Here is a 19307-nt window from a genome sequence, read left to right as displayed (position 1 = left end):
CTTCATCGCGGGCCTCCAGGCCATCCCCACCGAGGTCCGCGAGGCCGCCCGGCTCCCCGTCCGCTCACGCGGTCACGCGGTCATTCCGCACCCTCGGGGTGGAGCCGGGGCATCACCCGGTCCAGCCACTTCGGGGTCCACCACGCCTTCGCGCCCAGCAGGGTCATCACCGCCGGGACCAGCAGCAGCCGGACCACGGTCGCGTCGATCAGCACACTGGCCGCGAGCCCCAGGCCGAGCATCTTCACCACGATGTTGTCGCTGATCACAAAGGCCGCGAAGACGCTCACCATGATCAGTGCGGCGCAGGTGATGACCCGGGCGGTGATCTCCAGCGCGTGGGCGACGCTCGCCCGCGCGTCGCCGGTCCGCAGCCATGCCTCGTGGACCCGGGAGAGCAGGAAGATCTCGTAGTCCATGCTGAGTCCGAAGACGATGGCGAACATCATCATCGGGACATAGCTCTCGATCGGCACCTCGCCGGAGACGCCGAGCGCCGGGCCGCCCCAGCCCCACTGGAAGACGGCGACGACGACGCCGTAGGAGGCGGCGATCGAGAGCACGTTGAGGATCGCCGCCTTGATCGCGACGAGGACGCCCCGGAAGACGACCAGGATCACCAGGAAGGCGAGCCCGACGACGGCCGCGATGATCAGCGGGAGCCGGGCGGAGACGATGTCGAGGAAGTCGACCTGGGCGGCGGTGGTGCCGGTGACGTACGTATCGGCGGCCGTGCCCGCGACGGCGCCGGGCAGTACGTGCTCGGTGAGCCGGTTGACCAGCTCCGTGGTCCGTTCGTCCTGCGGGGACGCGACCGAGTAGGCGGTGCCGACCAGGACGTCGCCGTCGGCGGTCGGCTGGAGCGGGGTGACGGCCGCCGCGTCGGGTACGGCGGCGAGCGCGTGCTGTACGGAGCTCGCCAGGTCGGCCCGGTCGGCGGCGGGTACGGCGCTCTGGTCGACGACCAGGGTCAGCGGCCCGTTGGAGCCGGGGCCGAACGCCGCCGACATCAGGTCGAAGGCCCGGCGGTCGGTGAACGAGGTGGGGTCGGCGCCGTCGCCGATATGGCCGAGCTGCATGAAGAAGACGGGGAACGCAAGGATCGCCAGGACCACGACCCCGCCGGTCAGATACCACCAGGGGCGGCGCTCGACCCGGAGGGCGTAGCGGTGCCAGACGCCGGACACCTCCTCGCCGGGTTCGGCGTCGGTCTCGGCGATCGGCCGGCGGACCTTCAGCCGGTCGATCCGGCGCCCGATCAGTCCGAGGACGGCCGGGACGAGGGTGAGGGCGCCGAGTACGGCGGTCACCACGGTGACGGCCGCCGCGAGGCCGAGTTTGCCGATGAAGCCGATGCCCGACACCCAGAGGCCGGAGAGGGCGATGACGACCGTACAGCCGGAGAGGAGTACGGCGTGTCCGCTGGTCGCGGTGGCCTTTCCGGCGGCGGTCACCGGGTCGTCGCCGTTCATCAGGTTCTGCCGGTGGCGGGTGACGAGGAAGAGGGCGTAGTCGATGCCGACACCGAGGCCGATCATCGTCGCCAGGGTCGGCGAGACGGTCGCGAAGGTGGACGCGGCGGCCAGCAGGGCGAGCAGCGCCAGCCCGCACAGTACGCAGATCAGGGCTGTGACCAGGGGCAGTACGGCGGCGACGACACTGCCGAAGCCGATCAGCAGGACGACGATCGCGACCGCGAAGCCGATGGCCTCGCTCGTATGGTCGTTCGGCTCGGGGCGGGCGAGTTCGCCGAGCGGGCCGCCGTACTCGACCTGGACGGACGCCGCGCGCAGCGGTTCGACGGCCCGGTCGACGCCGTCGAGGTAGTCCGGGCCGAGGGTGGACGGGGGTACGGAGAACCGGATGGTGACGTACGCGGTCTTCCCGTCGGGCGCGAGCGGTCCCTGCGGGGACGAGGGCACCGCGAGCGGGTTCTGCGCGGTCAGTACGTCGGGGAGCTTCCGCAGGCTGGTGACGGTCTGCGAGATCTGGTCGGAGACCCGGGTCAGCGGCTGGTCGGCGGAGTGCAGCACCACCTGGCCGCTGTAGCCCCCGGCGGCGGGGTCATGGGCCTTGAGGACGTCGATACCGTCTTGGGACTGGGTTCCGGACAGGGTGAAGTCGTCGGAGTAGTCGCCGCCGTAGGTGTGGTGCAGCACCTGGAGCCCCGCCAGCACCACCAGCCACGCCACCACGACGAAAACCGCCCGCCGCGCACACCACTCACCGATCGATCGCAGCACACTTCGCATTCAAGGCGCCCCGGGAGGTAGCGGCACGCCGTACGCGGGGAACGGGTGACGGGCCGCCCGCCGGGGCCGCCGCCCGCCGGGACGGAATCACCGGGACTCGCCGATACATACCGGTACGCCCCGGGGCGTACCGGGCGGCGGGCCCCGACGGCGGCGTACGAGTCGGGGCGCCCCGGCCTCCGCCGCACAACCCGCGCCCCGCCGAACACGCCCCGCGCGCGCCCCCGTTGGCAGCGGCCGAAAGCGGTGCCGTGGGCGGGCGTACGCCGGGGCTGTCCGTGACGGCTGACCCGGTCGGCCGTTGACAGCGTGAACGCGGGTAGCGCCGAACGCGCCCGACCGACGTCCGAGCCATGTTTGGAGACGCCCTTGCACGGTCACGCCACACCCGCGTCACATCCGCCCCAGCCGCCCCGGCCCGGCCGGTACGAGGAGCGCTCCGAACCGCCGCCCACCGGCACCCGGGCGAAACCGACCCTCAAAAGCTATGCCGCGTCGTCCCTCGGCTACGCCCTCTTCGCCACCCGCTGGCTCCAGGCGCCGCTCTACTTCGGCCTGGTCGCGGCGCAGGGCGTCTACGTCTACAAGTTCTTCAACGAACTGTGGCATCTGATCCAGCACATCATCAGCGGCCAGGCCGACGAGACCATGGTCATGCTGGCCGTGCTCAAGCTGGTGGACGTCGTGATGATCGCCAACCTGCTGATCATGGTGATCGTCGGCGGGTACGAGACCTTCGTCTCCCGGATCGGTCTCCAGGGCCATCGCGACCAGCCCGAATGGCTGTCGCACGTCAACTCCAACGTCCTCAAGGTCAAGCTGGCGACCGCGATCGTCGGGATCTCCTCGGTCCATCTGCTCCAGATGTTCGTGGACGTCGCCCACACCTCCCAGCACGCCCTGCTGTGGGGGACCGTCATCCATATGGCGTTCATCCTGTCGGCCGCGATCCTCGCGTACATGTCGGGCCCGATGGAGAGCGGCGGCCACCACGACCACGGCCCGCCGCCCGCCGCGCGCCCCGCCCCGGCACCGGACCCCGCGCCGATGACGGCCCCCCTGCCCGCGCCCGTACCGACGGCACCGCCGGTATCCGTCCCCGTACCGGCGCCCCTCCCCGCCCCGGCCGCCGCGCCCGCCCTCCCGCCGCCCGTCCCGTCCGCCGCGCACCCGGAGCCCGTGACCCGCCTGGAAACCGTCCCCGCCCAGCCCACCGCCGCCACCCGCGACGGCTCCTCCACCGAGGCCCGGCTCCGGGCCGCCGGATTCCCGGCCCGCAAAACCCTGGAGGAGTTCGACGGCGAACACCAGCGCGCCTACGACTGGGAGGCCGTCACCCGGCTCGGCGGACTGGACTTCGTCACCACCCGCCGCAATGTCGTCCTCCTCGGCCCGCCCGGCACCGGCAAGACCCATCTCGCCGTAGGACTCGGCGTCCGCGCCTGCCAGGCCGGCCACGACGTCGCCTTCGCCACCGCCGCCGACTGGGCCGCCCGCCTGGCCCGCGCCCAGCACGCCGGCCGGCTCGCGGAGGAACTGGGCGCCCTCGACCGGTACGCGCTGCTGGTGATCGACGAGATCGGCTACGTCCCCTTCGACGCGGAGGCCACCCAGCTCCTCTTCCGCCTGATCGCCCATCGCTACGAACGCGCGTCCCTGATCGTCACGGGCGGCCGCCCGCTGGCCCAGTGGACGGAGACCTTCGGCGACGGCCCGATCACCTACGCCCTCCTGGACCGCCTGGCCCACCACGCGGACGTGATCACCCTCAAGGGCGACAGCTACCGCCTCCGCGACCGCGACCTGACACCGCGCACCGGGGGAACCCTCGGCCACCCCTGACCCGCCCGGCCACAGGGGCCCGTCGTCAGCCGAACACGTCGTCCGGGAGGCCCGGCGCCGTGTTCGGCCGCGCGGGCGAATGCACTCGCCGAGGGCACCTTTGAGCGGGACAATCGCTTCGTCGGCCCGACGCTCTCGTTCTGACTATCAGCGACAGAAGTACGCACTCCCCGGGCTCCGTGGCCATGGTCAATGAGGTACGAAAGGGCACCCCGTAATGATCACGACCGAACCCCTCAACTGGATCAAGTCCTCGTACAGCGGCAATGGCGGGGCGTGCATCGAGTGGGCACCCACACACGCGACCGCGACCGGCACAGTCCCCGTCCGCGACTCCAAGCGCGCCGAAGGCCCCGTCCTCATGGTCTCCACCACCGCGTTCACCGGACTCGTCACCCTCGCCAAGACGTCGAACATCTAGCCCGTCAACACCAGGCGCGGGGCCTCGCCCCGGCAGACCCCCGCGCCGTCCGTAGACCTGATCAAAGCTGTCCGGAAGGAATTTCGCGATGCGCGTTGAACTGGCAACGGCCGAATGGACGAAGTCCTCATACAGCGGAAACGGCGGTCAGTGCGTCGAGTGGGCGCCCGCGCACGCGTCCGCCACTGGCATAGTCCCCGTCCGCGACTCCAAGCGCCCCGACGGCCCCGTTCTCATGGTCTCCACCACCGCGTTCACCGGACTCGTGGCGCTCGCCAAGACGTCGGACATCTGACACCGGCGAATCCGGGGCGCGGGACCCCCGCGCCCCGGCCGTACTAGTTCGTCGCCTCCGCCAAGACCCGGGCGAGTTCGCGGGGGCGGGTGATCATCGGCCAGTGGCCCGAGTCGAGGTCGACGTATTCGACGCGGGTGGCACGGGCCAGCTCGGGGCCCTCTCCGGTGGCGATCCATTCCGTGGCCTGGGCCGGGGTGAACTCGGGGCAGACGACCACGACAGGGATGTCGAAGCGGCGCTCGTCGGTCAGACGCACGACACCTTTCGTGACGCCCTCGGGTACGGGAACGGCGCCGGAGGCGAGGCGGTCCCGGGCCTCCCGGTCCAGGTCGGCGGATTCCGCTCCCTCGAAGGCGCCCCAGCCCGGGAAGGGCACGGCACCGTCCTCGACCGGGAAGAAGTCGGCGTAGGTGTGCCCGTCGGTGGCCGGGAAGCCGCCGATGAGGGCGACTTTGGCCACCTTCTCCGGGCGGGCGTCGGCAGCCAGCCACGCCAGGGTCGACGCGGCGGAGTGGCCCGCGAGCAGGGTCTTCCCCGGCGCGGCGTCAACGGCCGCGAGCACCGACGCCAGTTGGTCGTCGAGCGTCGCGGTGGTCGCGCCGTCGCCCTGGCCGGGGAGGGTGAGCGGCACTGGGCGGTGTCCGAGCGCGTCGAGTTCGGGCACGACGTCGTCCCACGCGGATCCGTCGAGCCACAGACCGGCGATGAGCAAGATGTCCACGATAGGTCTCCCGGGAAGGCGTCGGCTCTGTCTCTCGGCACGCTAGCGGGAGGCACTGACAACGGAGGACGGTGGCGATCGGCTCCCGGCTACGGCGGCCGGAACAGGCCCGGAAAGCGCGGCGCGAGCCAGGGCCGGGGGCCGCCCGGGAGGATGTGGCCCCTGGCCATCGCCGCGTGCGGGGAGCGGCGGCCCAGGCACAGCAGGAGGAAGGTCACCGGGTCCGTTCTGATCACGCAGTCCGGGTCGGGGGGCGGGCCCGGTTCCACGGTGACCAGGCCGTCGGCGACCGTCACGCCGAATGAGGAACCGCCCCTGAGCTGGTGGGCGTAGCGGATCCGGAGGCCCGCGATCGCCGGGGCGTGGGCGACGCGCGGCAGCACCGTGTGGAGAAAGGGCAGGCACAGTTCGACCCGGGCCAGGTCGATCATGTGGGGGCGGCGCAGCGCGCGGGCGATGTCGAAGCCGTGGCCGAGCATATGGGTGAGCAGATACGAGCCGAGTACGGCCCGGTTCATCGGGCCGAGCGGGGTGGGGAGCGGGGTTTCGGGGTCGTCGTACGCCGGGGGTGCCGTGACGAACGCCGACGCCCGTTCGGTGATCATCGCGGCCAGCGGGCCCGGCGCCCGGACCGGGAATCCGGCCAGGGCGCGTGCGTTGGCGTCGGCGAGGCCGCCGGGTGTGCCGTCGCCCCACGCGCCGCCCCGGCCCGCCGCGAGGTCCGCCATCAGCGCGTTGGCCTGGGCGAGGTGCGCGGCGGTCTCGCCGAGGGTCCAGGCCAGCCCGGGTACGGGCACGGCCGGGTCGACGGCGGACCGCAGCAGCGCCGCGACATCGGCCCCGGTGGTACGGATCGCCTCGCCGAGCCCTTCGGGCAGCGCGCGCGTCCGGCGCATGGCCCCACCCCCCGCCTCGCGACGGCCCCCGCCCCCCGGCGGTGGCCGATCCCGCGACCCAATCACCCGGCGCGCGCGGCGACAAGGGGCGTACGGCCCGGCTCGTCACGGCCCCGGGAGGGCGCACGGAGCAACCGGTCAGGGCTTGCGGGCGACCGCCCCGTACATCGCGACCTGTTCCGGCGCGATGCCCTCCTGGCCGGGGCCGGGGCGCCAGCGGTGGACCTGGGTGAGGCCCGGTTCGAGCAGGTCCAGGCCGTCGAAGAAGGCGCCGACCTCGGCCGCCGTACGCGGGACCATCGGGATGCCCCGGCTCTCGTACTCCGTCGTCACCCGGGCCAGTTCCTCGGGCGCGAAGTCGGCGGTGGCCGTGGAGATCGCCAGATAGCTGCCGGAGGGCAGCGGGTCCAGCAGTCGGCGGATCAGGGTCTGGTCGTCGGGCGGCCGGATGAAGTGGAGCATCGCTATCAAGGTGAGCGCGATCGGCTGCCGGGGGTCGAGCGCCCGGAACTCCGGTGATTCCAGGATCGACTCGGGCTCGCGCATATCGGCGTCGATATACGCGGTCCTGCCCTCGGGGGAGCTGGTGAGCAGCGCCGCCGCGTGGGCGAGCACGATCGGGTCGTTGTCGACGTAGACCACGGCCGCGTCGGGCCGTTCCCGCTGGGCGACCTCGTGCAGATTGGGCGAGGTCGGCAGGCCCGTGCCGATGTCGAGGAACTGGCGGACGCCCTCCTCCCGGGCCAGATGCCCGACCGCCCGCTCCATGAAGAGACGGTTCTGGCGCATGCTGACCGGCAGCGACGGCCAGCCCGCGATCATCGCCTCGCCCGCCTCGATGTCGACCTGGTAGTGATCTTTGCCGCCGAGAATGTAGTCGTAGACCCGCGCCGAGTGGGCGCGCCCCGTGTCGATCCGGTCCATACCGTCCCTCAACTCCCCGTATATCCCCTGTGGTTGAGGATTGTAGGGCCGGGTCTTCCGGGGGTCGGGGCGACGTGCCGTGATATCACCCGGCTTCGGGCGCGGTCCGGCACGCCCCGCCTCCGTGACGGTGGGCCGCCGGTGCGGTATCGGTGGGAGCGGTACGCCCGCCGTACGGGACGCGCGGGGTGCCGGGCAGCCCCGGAGGTGGCGGATGGCGACACAGGACACCGCAGGTCACGGCGGACCCGGTACGGACACCGGCACCGATACCGATACCGATACCGATGCGGATGTCGTCGTGGTGGGCGCCGGGCCGACCGGGCTGCTGCTCGCCGGTGACCTGGCCGCCGCCGGGGTGCGGACCGTGCTCCTGGAGCGGCGGCCCCCGGGGCTCTCCAATCTGACCCGGGCCTTCGGCGTCCACGCCCGTACCCTCGAACTCCTCGACGCCCGCGCACTCGCCGACGAACTCGTCGCCACCGGCCTCGCCCTCGGATCCCTGCGGCCCTTCCGGCGGCTGGAGTTCGATCTCACCCGGCTGCGGACCCGGTTCCCGTTCATCCTGATCACCCCGCAGTACGAGGTCGAACGGCTGCTGGAGCGCCGGGCCCGGGACGCGGGCGCCGACATCCGGTACGGCACCGGACTGGCCGGGCTGCGGCAGAACGCGGCCGGAGTCGTCGCCGAGACGAGCGACGGGACGGGGGCGGCGGGCGAGCTGACGGCCTCGTATCTGGTCGGGACGGACGGGGCGCGCAGTACCGTACGCCGCAGGCTCGGGCTCCCCTTCCCCGGCGGCTCGGTGATCCGCTCCATGGTGCTGGCGGACGTCCGGCTCGCGGCACCGCCCGAGGGGCTGCCCACCGTCGGCGTCACCGACGACACCATCGCCCTCATCCTCCCCTTCGGCGACGGCTGGTACCGGGTGATGGGCTGGGACCGCGACCGTCAGCCGCCGGACTCCGAACCCGTCGACGCGGCCGAGGTCCGGGAGCTGACCCGCCGTACCCTCGGCTCCGACTTCGGCATGGGCGAGCCCCGCTGGCTGTCCCGGTTCAGCTGCGACGAACGACAGGTCCCGGACTACCGCGACCGGCGGGTCTTCCTCGCGGGCGACGCGGCGCACATCCACTCACCGGCGGGCGGCCAGGGCCTCAACACCGGCCTCCAGGACGCCGCGAACCTGTCGTGGCGGCTGGCGGCGGCCGTGCGCGGCCGGGCCGCCGACCCCGACGTACTGCTCGACGGCTACCACGCGGAGCGGTATCCGGTGGGCCGGACGGTGATCCGCAGCAGCGGGGTGATCCTGCGGCTGGCGATGGCCGGGACACCGCTGCGGCGGGCGGCCCGGACCGTACTCGCGGGCGGGCTGGCGGCGCTGCCGCCGGTCGCCCGGCAGGGCATGGGCCAGGTCACCGGCCTCGGCATCGCCTACCCCGCCCCGCGCGGCAGCCATCCCCTGACCGGACGCCGCGCGCCGGACCTCGCCCTGCGGGAGGGCCGGTTGTACGAGCTGCTGCGTACGGGCGACTTCGTCCTGGTCACCCCGGTACACGCGGTCCCCGCCGACCACCCGGGGGTATGCCGGGCACACTGGCGGGACCCGGAACGCGACCTGGAACTCCTGATCCGCCCGGACGGCTACATCGCCTGGGCGTCCCGCCACCCGGACGCGGGTTCGCTGCGCTCGGCTCTGCGCCGGTGGGCGGGGCCGGAGTAGGGCGTCGCCCCGGAGCCTGTGGGCGGCCCTCACTCCTCGTCGCCGCCCGCGCGCCGGTGGGGGCTTGTCTCGCAGTTCCTCCCCCTACACTTCCGGCGGTGGGGGGACCCCCAGAGCCTTGGCCCTCCGGGTGAGGCCCACAACCCCGGGTCTCGCCCGGTGACCTGATGTTGTTCGCGGCCCGCGCCACCGTCGTGGTTGTTCGCGCAGTTCCCCGCGCCCCTGGGTTGCCCTCCTCGTCGCCCTTGTAGAGAGCTGGCCCCCTTTTTTTCAGGGGCGGGGAGTGGGAGAGCATTTAGGGGCGCGGGGAACTGCGCGACAAGCCACTGACGGCGCGCGGTCGGCGATGACGGGTAGGGACCTCCAGGGTTCCGGGGTAAGGCGTTCAGCCGGAGGGCCAAGGCGCTGGGGGTCCCCCCCATTGCCGAGGCATAGGTTGGGGGTCCCCCCATTGCCGAAGGCATAGGGGAGGAACTGCGCGACCAGCCACAGGCGGGCCGCCGGGCGCGCGGTGCCCGGGAGAGTCGGGTGTCCCGCGTCAGCGGAGGCCGCGGCGTTCCAGGGTCGGGCCGCATTCCTCCGGGACCGACAGGTCTCTCGCGATGATCTGGGTACCCGGCGGGTGCGTCCTGCGGGCCCATTCCGCGCGGGTCCATTCGACCTCGTCGGCGACCCATTCGCAGTTGATCTCGGTCGCCGTCGGTACCGGCGCGGGCGACATCGGTGGCGGCGGGCGCTCGCGGTCCGTCGGGCCGACGGCCTCGCCTCCGCCGCCGAGGGCGAACGTCGCGCCCAGTCCGCCGAGGCAGAGGGCCGTCCAGACGACCGCGATCCGGCGCCGCGCGGCCCTCGGGGCGTCAGGGGCGTCTCGGCCTTCGCGACCTTCGCCGCCGTCGCGGCCGTCGCCGCCTTCGCCGCCGTCGCGGCCGTCGCCGCCGTCGCGGCCGTCGCGGCCGTCGGGCTCGGTGGGCTCATCGGCAGGGCCGGTTACAGGGCTCGGCATCCGAGCACCGTAACCGGCCCACGCGCCGGATGGGGCTATCACGCCCCGGGGCTACCTCAGGTCAACACCCCCCGGATCGCGGCCTCCACCTGGGTCGCCGTGTTCCGGTGGCCCGCCGTGCCGGGGTGGACGACCGTGGCCCGGTTGCCGTCGGAGCAGGTCAGGGTGAAGAGGCCCAGGGTGACCTCGGTCGGCCAGTACGAACCGGCCTCGCCGCAGACGCCCTCGACCCACTTCGTTTCGCGCGGCTGGCAGAGGTCGTGTCCGACGCTGGAGGTGGCGGTGTCGACGAATGTGCCGCCGCCCAGTTCGGTGACGGCCTCGATGATCGCGTTGAAGTGGGTGGTCACCTCGTTCAGCCAGGCGATGTCGCCGTGGGTGGCCGAGATCTTGCCGACGCCCTTGATGTCGGCGGCCAGTTCGGTGGTGTCCTGGCGGTCGCAGGTGGTGGCGTCCGCCGGGACGATCGTCGGGTAGCCGACCGTGACGATCTTCGCGGCGGGCGCCTTCTGCTCGACATCGCGGAGCATGGCGGCGTACTCCCGGGTGACCCGGTCGTACTTGTCGTAGATCGACTCGGGGTCGAAGACCGGGCCGCCCGCCTCGTAGGCGTCCCGGCAGGGGGTCGCCTCGTCCGGCTGGCCGATACCGGCGGCCAGACAGGACAGGAAGATCGTGCCGAAGGGCAGGCTGTTGCCGCCGATGCCGATCGTCACCACATCGGTGTCCGCGTTCAGTTCGGCCCGGTCGACCTGCGGGGCGACGCTCGGCCAGCCGCCCTCCGGGGGCTGGACCGGGCTGATCGGGGTCTGCCGGAGCGTGGCGATGTCACCGATGACGGCGGCGCCGCAGCTCACGTCGGTCAGTTCGACCGTACGGCCCGCCGGGGGCCCGGCGGCGAGCCCGGCCGCGACCAGGTTCGGATACGACCCCGTCGTACGGTCGCAGCCGTCCCGGTCCGGGCTGCCCAGCGCCGGGCGGGGTTCGCCGACGAAGACACCGGCCGTGTACGAGTCGCCGAGGGCCGCCCACTGGACGGGCTCGGCGGCGGCCAGGGGCACGGGCGCGGCGGCGGCGGAAGTGGAGGCGGTGGCGGTGGCCGGGACGGCGAGGGTCAGCGCCGCCAGGGCGACCAGTGCCGCCCGGCGGACGAGACCCCCGCCCGTGGGTGTCGAGGTGCGGGGAACGATCTGGAACACGTAACTCTCCCGAGAAGAGACCGAAAAGATCAACAACGGTCCGCACTCAAGCAGTCACGTTCCGCGACGGTCCAGAGTCTTGATGATCATTCACTCCACCGTGTCCGCACCCGGCGCCCCTTCACACCGCCCGATGCCGCGCCCCGCGCCCCGCTTCCCGCGCGGGCTCCCCCGGCGGCTCCCGCCACGGCGGCACCGCGGCGATCGTCACCGCGCGCAGCAGCCACTCCCCCGGGCCGTACCGGTGGCGCCGGAGCCACCACCGGGCGAGCACGAGCTGGACCAGGAAGACCACCGGGACGACCGCGAGTACGGCGAGCGGGGAGAGCCGGTCCACCAGGCCGAGGCCGTACCCCGTGAACAGCGCGCCCAGGGTGAGGGACTGGAGCAGATAGGCGCTCAGCGCGACCTTCCCCAGGGGCGCCAGGGCGCGTTCGACCGATCCGCCCCGGGCCGTACGGAACAGGGCCAGGCCGAGGACCACGTACGACGCCGTCAGCAGCGGCGCGGTGAGCTGGCCGACGCCGAACGCGACGATCTCGACCGCCGAGCCGGGCCGGTGGACCGCGGCCCAGGCGTAGAAGGCGGCGCCCGCGAGTCCGGTCGGCAGTCCGGTGACGAGGAGTCGGCGGAGCAGCGGACGGTACGGGTCCGGTTCGGCGAGGAGCCGGACGCGTCCGGCGGCGTACCCGAGCAGGAACATCGCGAGTGAACTGGCCCCCTGGATCAGGGCGAGCGCGCCGAACGTCTCGGGGAAGTGGCCCGCGTGGTACGCGGCCGTGGCCCCGGCGTCGCCGGTGAAGGCGGCCAGCTTCTCGGCCGGGGCCGAGCCGGGGCCGGACTGGGTGCCGCCGTCGGCCAGTACGGCGAGGCCGAGCAGCAGCCACAGCGTGCCGGAGACGGTGATCAGCGTGATCGCGGTCCGTGCGGCCCGGCGCGGGGAGATCCGGCGGCAGGCGAGCAGGATCAGCCCGAGGAGGGCGTAGAGCGTGAGGATCTCGCCGTGGAAGAGGAGTGCGCCGTGCGTCAGGCCGAGGGCGAGAAGTCCGGCCTGGCGGCGCAGCATCCGGGGCCGGAACGCGGCGGACGACCGTTCGGCGGCGGCCATCTGGAGCGTGAAGCTGTAGCCGAAGAGGAAGGAGAAGAGCAGATAGAACTTGGTCTCGAAGAAGAGTGTCGCCAGGAAGCGGACCGCGTGGTCGAGCGGTGAGTCGTAGGCCGGGTTTCCGGCGGGCTGGGCGTAGTAGGGGTCCGCGAAGGCCCAGATGTTGACGGCGAGGATGCCGAGGAGCGCGAAGCCGCGCAGGGCGTCCACATTGAGCAGTCGTACGGCCGCGGGGGCGGCGGTCGGGCCGCCGTCCGGTACGTCCGCTTCGGCGGGTATCCGAGTCATATCCCCGTTTCCTTTGGTCTTTCCCGGCCCGTGCGGCCGTCGGCCACCTCCCCGAGAGGCACGGCCGGCCCCCTCGCGGGCGACGTCGCAATCATAAAGCGACCAGTCACTTAATTAAAGGCGACCGACCGGAACCGGCCACCACAATCCGGCATATGCCTCTGCGCATATACCTTGTCGCTCTCGGTAACGACATGGCCACGGCTGTCTCCGCTGCGGGTCAAAGACCCTTAGGCATGCCTTGCCTCAGTTGTAGGGTGTCGTGGTCAGCCCGTCCGTGAGGAAGGAACGTGGTGTCCATGGACGGTCCCCGTCTGGTGGCCGAGGACCTGGACGTCGGGCACACGGCCCGCCCGGTGCTCCGGAACGTCGGTCTGGAACTGCGGCCCGGCGCCGTCACCGTGCTCGTCGGCCCCAACGGCTGCGGAAAATCGACCCTGTTGAGAACCGTCGCGGGCCTGCTGCCGCCGCTCGGCGGCAAAGTCAGTATCGACGGCGCCCCGCTCGACTCCTTCTCCCGCCGGACGCTCTCCCAGCGGCTGGCCTTCCTCCCCCAGTCGTCCCAGGCACCGGCCGGGGTGACCGTCCGCGAACTCGTCCGGCACGGCCGCTACGCCCACCGGGGCGCCCTCGCCCGGCACACCGCCGACGACACCGAGGCCATCGACTGGGCGCTCGGCGTCACCGACGCCGCGCCCCTGGTCGACCGGCGGCTCGACGAACTCTCCGGCGGCGAACGGCAGCGCGCCTGGCTGGCGATGGTGCTGGCCCAGCGCGCGGGCGTCCTGCTGCTCGACGAGCCCACCACCTATCTCGACCTGCGGCACCAGTTCGAGGTGCTGGACGTCGTCCGGCGGCTCGCCCGCGAACACCGGATAGCGGTCGGGGTCGTCATCCACGATCTGATGCAGGCGGCGGCGTACGCCGACGACGTGGTGGTCGTCGCCGACGGCGGGGTCATCGCGGCGGGCGGCGCCGACGAGGTACTGACGCCCGATGTCATCCATCGCGCCTTCGGGCTGCGGGTGAGCGTCGTCCGCGACCCGGCGACGGGCTATCTCGCCTGCTTCCCGGCGCGCTCCGACGACGCCCCGGCCGTCCCGGCCCCGGCGGCCGGTTCCGCCGAGCCCGGCAAGGCGGCGGGCGCGTCCCCGGTGCCCTGACGGCGCCCGGCGCCGGGGGGCCACCGCGACCGGCGCGGTATCGGTGACACCGGCGGAACCGCCCGTACCGCCGAAGGCCGCAGCGCCGCCCGCGGACGTACGGCCGAACGTACGGCCCCGATGCCGGTCCCGGTCCGGGTCCCGGTCCGCGTCGCCTGAACCCTGCCGCGCCGCGCCGACACCTCGCCCGGTCCCGGGCGGCGGACGCCGGGCCACGCGTCCGGACACCCCACTCCCACCCCCTGTACCACGCAGCACATCCAGCACACCCAGCACACAAGGAGAGTTACCCTCATGCGGAATCTGGTGCGCACCTTCGCGACGGGCAGTGCCGCCGTGGCGCTCGCCCTGGCCGTGACCGGCTGCGGCGGCGACACCGCCGGTGAAGCCGGTGGCGGTGGCGACAAGGGCGGCGACAAGGGGGCCAAGGGCGGCGCGATCACCGTCGAGACCGCTCAGGGCAAGATCAACCTGAAGAAGCCCGCGACCAAGGTCGTCGCCCTGGAGTGGACGTACACGGAGGAACTGGTCGCGCTCGGCGTCACGCCCGCCGGAAACGCCGACAACAAGGGCTACGGCACCTGGATCACCGCCAAGGGCGCCGCGCTCCCGCAGGGCGTCACCGACGTCGGCTCCCGCAACGAGCCCAGCCTGGAGAAGATCCGCGCCCTCCAGCCCGACCTGATCGTGATCGACAACGAGCGGTCCAAGTCGAATCTGAAGCAGCTCCAGGACATAGCCCCCGTCCTGTCCTTCACGTACACCACCCAGCCGCAGCTCGACACGATGAAGAAGAACTTCAACGAGCTGGCGAAGGCCGTCGGCAAGACCAATGAGGCCACCGCGGTCAACCAGCGGATCGACACCGCCGCCGCCGACCTCAAGGGCCGGCTGGAGAAGGCGGGCAAGGGCGGGCTGACGTACGCCGTCGGCCAGGGCTTCACCGCCAACGGCACGGCGTCCGTCCGGATGCTCACCGACGACGCGATCGCCCCGCAGGTACTCAACCTCGCCGGGCTGAAGAACGGCTGGACCGGCAAGGGCGACGTCTGGGGCATGACGACCGTCGGCGTGGAGGGCCTGACGGCGACCGCGAAGAACGCCGAGTTCCTGTACGTGGCCGCCGCCGAGGACAACCCGTTCACCGGCGCCTTCGCCAAGAACCCGGTCTGGAAGAACCTCGACTTCGTCAAGGGCCAGCGGGTCCGCCCGCTCGACCCCGGCACCTGGCTCTTCGGCGGCCCGCTGTCGGCGCTGCACATCCTGGACGAGACCGGTAAGGCTCTGAAGGTCTGATGGCCGTCCCCGTCCGGCTCCCGGCCCGCACCGCCGGGAAGCACGACCAGGGGTCCGGACCGGGGTCCGGACCGGGCCGCCCGCGGGCCCTGCTCGTGGGCGGCGGCCTCGGTCTCGCCCTCTGCGCGATCGCCGTACTCCACCTCGGCATGGGCTCGTCGGGGGTGGGCGTCACGGACGTCCTCGCCGTCGTCTTCGGCGGCGGCGACGCCCACACCGAGGACATCCTCGTCGGCGCCCGGCTGCCCCGTACGCTCACCGGGCTCGTCGTCGGGATCGCCGTCGGCGTCTCCGGCGTCCTCGTCCAGGGCGCGACCCGCAATCCGCTCGCCGCGCCCGACACCCTCGGCGTCAACGCGGGCGCCTACTTCGCCGTCGTCCTCGTCGCCTATCTCGGCCTCGACCTGGGGCCGCTGCCGTCCGGCGCCGCCGCGTTCATCGGCGGACTCCTCGCCATCGGCCTGGTCTACCTGCTGAGCAGCGGCGGCGTCCTCACCCCCGGCCGGGTCCTGCTCGCCGGCGCGACCGTCGCCCTCGCCGGGACGGCCGCCGCCGAATTCCTCCAGATGCTCGACGTCGAGGCCACCCGCGGCCTCTTCTTCTGGGGCAACGGCACCCTGATGCAGTCCGGACTCGAACGCCCCCTGATCACCGGGTCGATCGTGCTCGTCGTGGCCTGCGCCGCGCCCCTGCTGGCCCGGCCGCTGGATCTGCTGGCCCTCGGCGACGAGACCGCGTCCGCGATGGGCGTCCGGGTCGACCGGATCCGGCCCGCCGCGTTCCTGGTCGCCGTACTGCTCTCCGCGACGGCCGTCTCCCTCGCGGGCCCGATCGGCTTCATCGGACTGATCGCCCCCGTGATGGTCCGCGCCCTCGGCATCCGCGCCCACGCGCTGCTGATCCCGCTGTCGGCACTGCTGGCCTGCGCCGTACTGCTCGGCGCCGACGCGGCGGCCCAGGTCGTGGTCCCGCCGTCGGCGGTCTACACCTCGGAGATCCCGGTCGGGGTCGTCACCGCCCTGATCGGCGGGCCCGTCTTCATGCTGCTGGCCCGGCGGATCAGTACCGGCGACGCCGACACCGGGGCGGCCGTCGCCGTCTCCGGGCGGCGGCGCGGGCCCGCGTACGCCGTCGTCATCGGAACCGGGATCGCGGTCCTCGCCCTCGCGATGATCGTCTCGCTCCGGCTCGGCGACGTCGAGATCGGCTACGACCGGATCATCGCCGCGCTCACCGGCACCACCGACCCCGTCGTGGAGTCGATCGTCTCCTACCGGCTGCCCCGGATCCTGGTCGCGGCGCTCGCCGGGGCGTGTCTCGCGGTCGCGGGTACGGCCGTTCAGGCCGTGGTACGCAATCCGCTCGCCGAACCCGGACTCATCGGCGTCACCGCCGGGGCGTCCTTCGGGGCCGTACTGATCATCGCCGTGATCCCGACGGCGCCCGCGATCGCCCTGCCGTTCGCGGCCGGGATCGGCGGCATCCTGATGCTGCTGCTGGTGATCGCGATCGCCCGCGGCCCGCGCGGCTCCACCCGGTCCGGACTCGACCCCACCCGGGTCGTGCTGGTCGGCCTCGGCGCGGCGGCCACCGCGATGGCACTGGTCAACATCATGGTGGTCAGCGCCCAGATGAACATCTCGGCGGCGCTGAGCTGGCTCGCGGGCAGTACCTACGGCCGGGACTACGACGCCATGCTCTGGCTCACGGTCCCCGCGGTCGTCGCCGTCGCCCTCGTCGCGGCGGCCCGCCCGGTCAATCTGCTCGCCCTCGGCGACGAACTCCCCCGCGCCCTCGGCCTGGAACTGAGCCGGGCCCGGCTGCTGGTCCTCGGCGCAGGCGCGCTGCTCGCGGCGGGCACGGCGTCGGCGATCGGCGCGGTCGGCTTCGTCGGCCTGGTCGCCCCGCATCTGGCCCGCAGGCTGGTCGGCAACAACGGGGCGCGGATGATCCCGATGGCGGCGGTACTCGGCGCGGTCCTCGTCGTCACCTCCGACGCCATCGGCCGCTGGCTGCTGGCGCCGACGGAGATCCCGGTGGGCATCGTGACGGCGCTGCTCGGCGCGCCGTATCTGGTGTGGCTGCTGCGGCGGACCAGCCCGGCCGGATGACGCGGGGCGGCGCCTGACAGGGCGTACGGGTCGCCCGCCGCCGTCCTCCGGGACAGCGGCGGGCGACCCCGGTGCCGGTGACGTCCCCTGTCACCGGACACCGGTCCTCACCTTGCCGGAACGGGTTCTACCGGCCGTGGTTCACCAGCGGTGGATCACATGCTGAGGGTCACCAGCTCTGGATCACCGGCTGGGTGTCACCAGCTGTGGGTCACCAGCTGTGAGCCACGTCCACGATCACCTGGTCGTCGGTCTGCGTGACCCGGAACGGCAGCTTGGCCCGCACCCCGAGCCCCACCTGGGTCTGGCCCTCCCAGCTCACCCCGAACTTGTGGTCCCGGAAGGTCTGGTAGCCGGTGACGTTCACCCCGGGCAGCTTCTGCTTCGGCGTGGCGTTGTAGGTCGGGTTCATATTCACGTCGTAGCTCGGCGCGTTGACGTGGATGGAGAGGATCGCGCCACCGGACACGGGTATCGGATCGCCGGTGAAGTCCTGCCGGAACTCGTCGACATAGTGCACGTAGTAGCCGGTCTTGGCGGTCCCGCCGGTGATGTCGAAGACCATCCGGTCGTAGCAGGCGTGCTGGCCGGTCCTGATGTTCCGCAGCGGCGTCCCGGAGTACTGGGTGGCCTGTTTGACCCCGCTGCCCCACGGCGTGGAACACGCCGCCTTGCCGGTCTTCTCCGCCGCCCGGTCGGCGGTCGCGGCGCCCGCGACCCCCGCCGTGCCCAACACTCCGCCGCCCGCGACGACGAGCGCCGCAGCGATTGCCGTTAACCGTCGCATGAGTACCTCCGAAATATCGTCCGGGGCCGTGGCGGCCCCGCGCGGACCCACCCTTTCCGCCAGGGGCTCACCACGGCATCCGCGCGCGTACTCAGCTGTGCTGTATGTAGCAGCTACTCCTCTACAAGATCTCCCGACTCGCCCCGCTCCGCCAGCGCGAGGGCGTTCCGTGCGCGGGCGGGCACGGAGGGTCCGCGTACGGACAAGGACGCCCGCCCGCCGGGCACGGACGCTGGGAGAGAAAGGAGGTCAGGGCGCCCCGATGACCGGCCCGACGGTGGCGTGACAGGTCAGGGCGAGCAGCAGCCCCATCACGACGCCTCCCGGATCGCCGTCCATCCAGCCGCGTTGAAATTCGGATCGCCCGGGGCGGCGTGCTCCGGCTTCGGCTTCCCCTGCACCGCCCTCAGCGCCCGCGCGGTCGAGTCGGCGGTGAGCTTCCAGTCGCCGTCCTGCCACTGAACCCCGATCACGGTGCGGGTGAAGTCGGTGCTCTCCTTCGCGGTCTCCCCCGTCTTCGTCACCGCGCGGCCCAGCAGCCACACGCTGACCTCGTCCGGCGACTGCTCGATGATCTTGTAGCCGACGACGACACTGCGCAGATATCCGCCCGCGGGCAGCGGCTGCCCCGGCTTCACCCCCATCAGCCGGGCCAGTCGCTTGTCCGTGTCCAGCGCCGTCATCTCGATCTCCTCGGCCACGGAATCCACCTGATTGGCCTTCACGACGTATGAGTGGTAGATCCGCAGCTGCTCGTCGCGCGCGTTCACGTCGCCCTCGATGGCGGTGGAGTTGGCGGCCGTCGCCATGCCCACCGCGCCCTCGGCCGTCTTCGGGAATCCGACCCGGCTGCCCCACTCGTCCGTACGCTCCCCCCGCGGAAGCGCCGACCACCGTACGGGCTCGTCCCAGTCCTGCGGCACTTCGTACTCCGGCGCCGGACTCGCCGACGCCGATACGCTCGCACCGCCCTTGGCCGGAGTGTCCGGCTCCTCGTCGCCCCCGGACACGAGCGCGCATCCCGTCAGCACCAGCGCCACGGCACCGGCCCCTCCGGCCATCCACGCCACGGTCCGGCTGTTCCCCCTCCTGCGCACCATGCTCTCCCCTTCTCCGTCAGGCCGCGATGCCGTTGAGCATGGTAGTCAGCGACCCGTCCAGGAGGATGGCGTCGATGCCGCCGCCCATCCACTTGAAGGGCTCGGACCCGCCGCCGTTCCGCGACTTGTCCGCCACGGCGAGCTTGAAGACACCAAACCCCACTCCACCAACTGCATC

General features: G+C 72.5%; 17 protein-coding genes. 7 read left to right on the top strand and 10 right to left on the bottom strand.

Going from position 1 to position 19307, the window contains the following annotated elements; all coding sequences use genetic code 11:
- Positions 1–80: 80 nt before the first annotated feature.
- On the bottom strand, positions 81–2252 hold the full coding sequence (locus tag AB0G74_RS12000; RefSeq protein WP_361143852.1) for an MMPL family transporter: 2172 nt from the start codon (positions 2250–2252) through the stop codon (positions 81–83).
- A 369-nt stretch (positions 2253–2621) separates the two neighbouring features.
- On the opposite strand from AB0G74_RS12000, the gene istB reads away from it, so the two are divergent.
- The 3 genes from istB (at position 2622) to AB0G74_RS11985 (ending at position 4810) form a co-directional block, all read left to right on the top strand.
- Entirely contained in the window at positions 2622–4094 is a 1473-nt protein-coding gene (gene istB / locus AB0G74_RS11995) for an IS21-like element helper ATPase IstB (protein ID WP_361143848.1), read from the top strand.
- A 220-nt stretch (positions 4095–4314) separates the two neighbouring features.
- Positions 4315–4515: a DUF397 domain-containing protein gene (locus AB0G74_RS11990; protein ID WP_361143874.1), complete on the top strand. Its 201-nt coding sequence runs from the start codon at positions 4315–4317 to the stop codon at positions 4513–4515.
- 88 nt (positions 4516–4603) lie between these two features.
- A complete protein-coding gene (locus AB0G74_RS11985; protein ID WP_361143845.1) occupies positions 4604–4810 on the top strand; it encodes a DUF397 domain-containing protein in 207 nt (68 codons plus the stop codon).
- Between the two features lie 43 nt (positions 4811–4853).
- Here AB0G74_RS11985 and AB0G74_RS11980 read toward each other — a convergent pair whose 3' ends face one another.
- From AB0G74_RS11980 to AB0G74_RS11970, 3 genes are all read right to left on the bottom strand, one after another.
- Positions 4854–5534, bottom strand: a complete 681-nt coding sequence (locus AB0G74_RS11980) for an alpha/beta hydrolase (protein WP_361143842.1) — start codon at positions 5532–5534, stop codon at positions 4854–4856.
- 89 nt (positions 5535–5623) lie between these two features.
- Positions 5624–6430 (bottom strand): maleylpyruvate isomerase family mycothiol-dependent enzyme, encoded by an 807-nt coding sequence (locus AB0G74_RS11975; protein ID WP_361143839.1) that lies wholly within the window; start codon positions 6428–6430, stop codon positions 5624–5626.
- Between the two features lie 138 nt (positions 6431–6568).
- Positions 6569–7354 carry an SAM-dependent methyltransferase gene (locus AB0G74_RS11970; protein ID WP_361143837.1) on the bottom strand — a complete coding sequence of 262 codons (786 nt, stop codon included), beginning with the start codon at positions 7352–7354 and terminating at the stop codon, positions 6569–6571.
- Positions 7355–7568: 214 nt separating this feature from the next.
- On the opposite strand from AB0G74_RS11970, the gene AB0G74_RS11965 reads away from it, so the two are divergent.
- Positions 7569–9077 (top strand): FAD-dependent monooxygenase, encoded by a 1509-nt coding sequence (locus AB0G74_RS11965; protein WP_361143834.1) that lies wholly within the window; start codon positions 7569–7571, stop codon positions 9075–9077.
- A 538-nt stretch (positions 9078–9615) separates the two neighbouring features.
- On the opposite strand, the gene AB0G74_RS11960 is transcribed toward AB0G74_RS11965, so the two are convergent.
- The 3 genes from AB0G74_RS11960 to AB0G74_RS11950 form a co-directional block, all read right to left on the bottom strand.
- Entirely contained in the window at positions 9616–10080 is a 465-nt protein-coding gene (locus AB0G74_RS11960) for a hypothetical protein (RefSeq protein WP_361143831.1), read from the bottom strand.
- A 56-nt stretch (positions 10081–10136) separates the two neighbouring features.
- Entirely contained in the window at positions 10137–11279 is a 1143-nt protein-coding gene (locus tag AB0G74_RS11955; protein ID WP_361143828.1) for an SGNH/GDSL hydrolase family protein, read from the bottom strand.
- Between the two features lie 121 nt (positions 11280–11400).
- The gene (locus AB0G74_RS11950) at positions 11401–12672 is read right to left on the bottom strand and encodes a DUF418 domain-containing protein (RefSeq protein ID WP_361143826.1); all 1272 of its coding nucleotides are present in this window, start codon (positions 12670–12672) and stop codon (positions 11401–11403) included.
- A gap of 299 nt (positions 12673–12971) precedes the next feature.
- On the opposite strand from AB0G74_RS11950, the gene AB0G74_RS11945 reads away from it, so the two are divergent.
- From AB0G74_RS11945 to AB0G74_RS11935, 3 genes are all read left to right on the top strand, one after another.
- Positions 12972–13835 carry an ABC transporter ATP-binding protein gene (locus AB0G74_RS11945; RefSeq protein ID WP_361143823.1) on the top strand — a complete coding sequence of 288 codons (864 nt, stop codon included), beginning with the start codon at positions 12972–12974 and terminating at the stop codon, positions 13833–13835.
- Between the two features lie 294 nt (positions 13836–14129).
- A complete protein-coding gene (locus tag AB0G74_RS11940) occupies positions 14130–15131 on the top strand; it encodes an iron-siderophore ABC transporter substrate-binding protein (protein ID WP_361143820.1) in 1002 nt (333 codons plus the stop codon).
- Positions 15131–17242, top strand: coding sequence for an iron ABC transporter permease (locus tag AB0G74_RS11935; RefSeq protein ID WP_361143817.1), 2112 nt, complete (start codon positions 15131–15133; stop codon positions 17240–17242). The genes AB0G74_RS11940 and AB0G74_RS11935 overlap by 1 nt, the downstream gene beginning before the upstream one ends.
- A 211-nt stretch (positions 17243–17453) precedes the next feature.
- Here AB0G74_RS11935 and AB0G74_RS11930 read toward each other — a convergent pair whose 3' ends face one another.
- The 3 genes from AB0G74_RS11930 to AB0G74_RS11920 form a co-directional block, all read right to left on the bottom strand.
- Complete coding sequence (locus tag AB0G74_RS11930; RefSeq protein WP_361143814.1) at positions 17454–18029, bottom strand: hypothetical protein; 576 nt, start codon at positions 18027–18029, stop codon at positions 17454–17456.
- A 311-nt stretch (positions 18030–18340) separates the two neighbouring features.
- The gene (locus AB0G74_RS11925; RefSeq protein WP_361143811.1) at positions 18341–19129 is read right to left on the bottom strand and encodes a hypothetical protein; all 789 of its coding nucleotides are present in this window, start codon (positions 19127–19129) and stop codon (positions 18341–18343) included.
- 16 nt (positions 19130–19145) lie between these two features.
- A complete protein-coding gene (locus tag AB0G74_RS11920; protein WP_361143808.1) occupies positions 19146–19292 on the bottom strand; it encodes a hypothetical protein in 147 nt (48 codons plus the stop codon).
- Between the last annotated feature and the right edge of the window lie 15 nt (positions 19293–19307).

It is taken from the genome of Streptomyces sp. NPDC020875 (assembly GCF_040641415.1).
GTDB lineage: Bacteria > Actinomycetota > Actinomycetes > Streptomycetales > Streptomycetaceae > Streptomyces.
The sequence above is the reverse complement of the archived record's forward strand: the minus strand, read 5'-3'. Positions and strand labels throughout refer to the sequence as shown.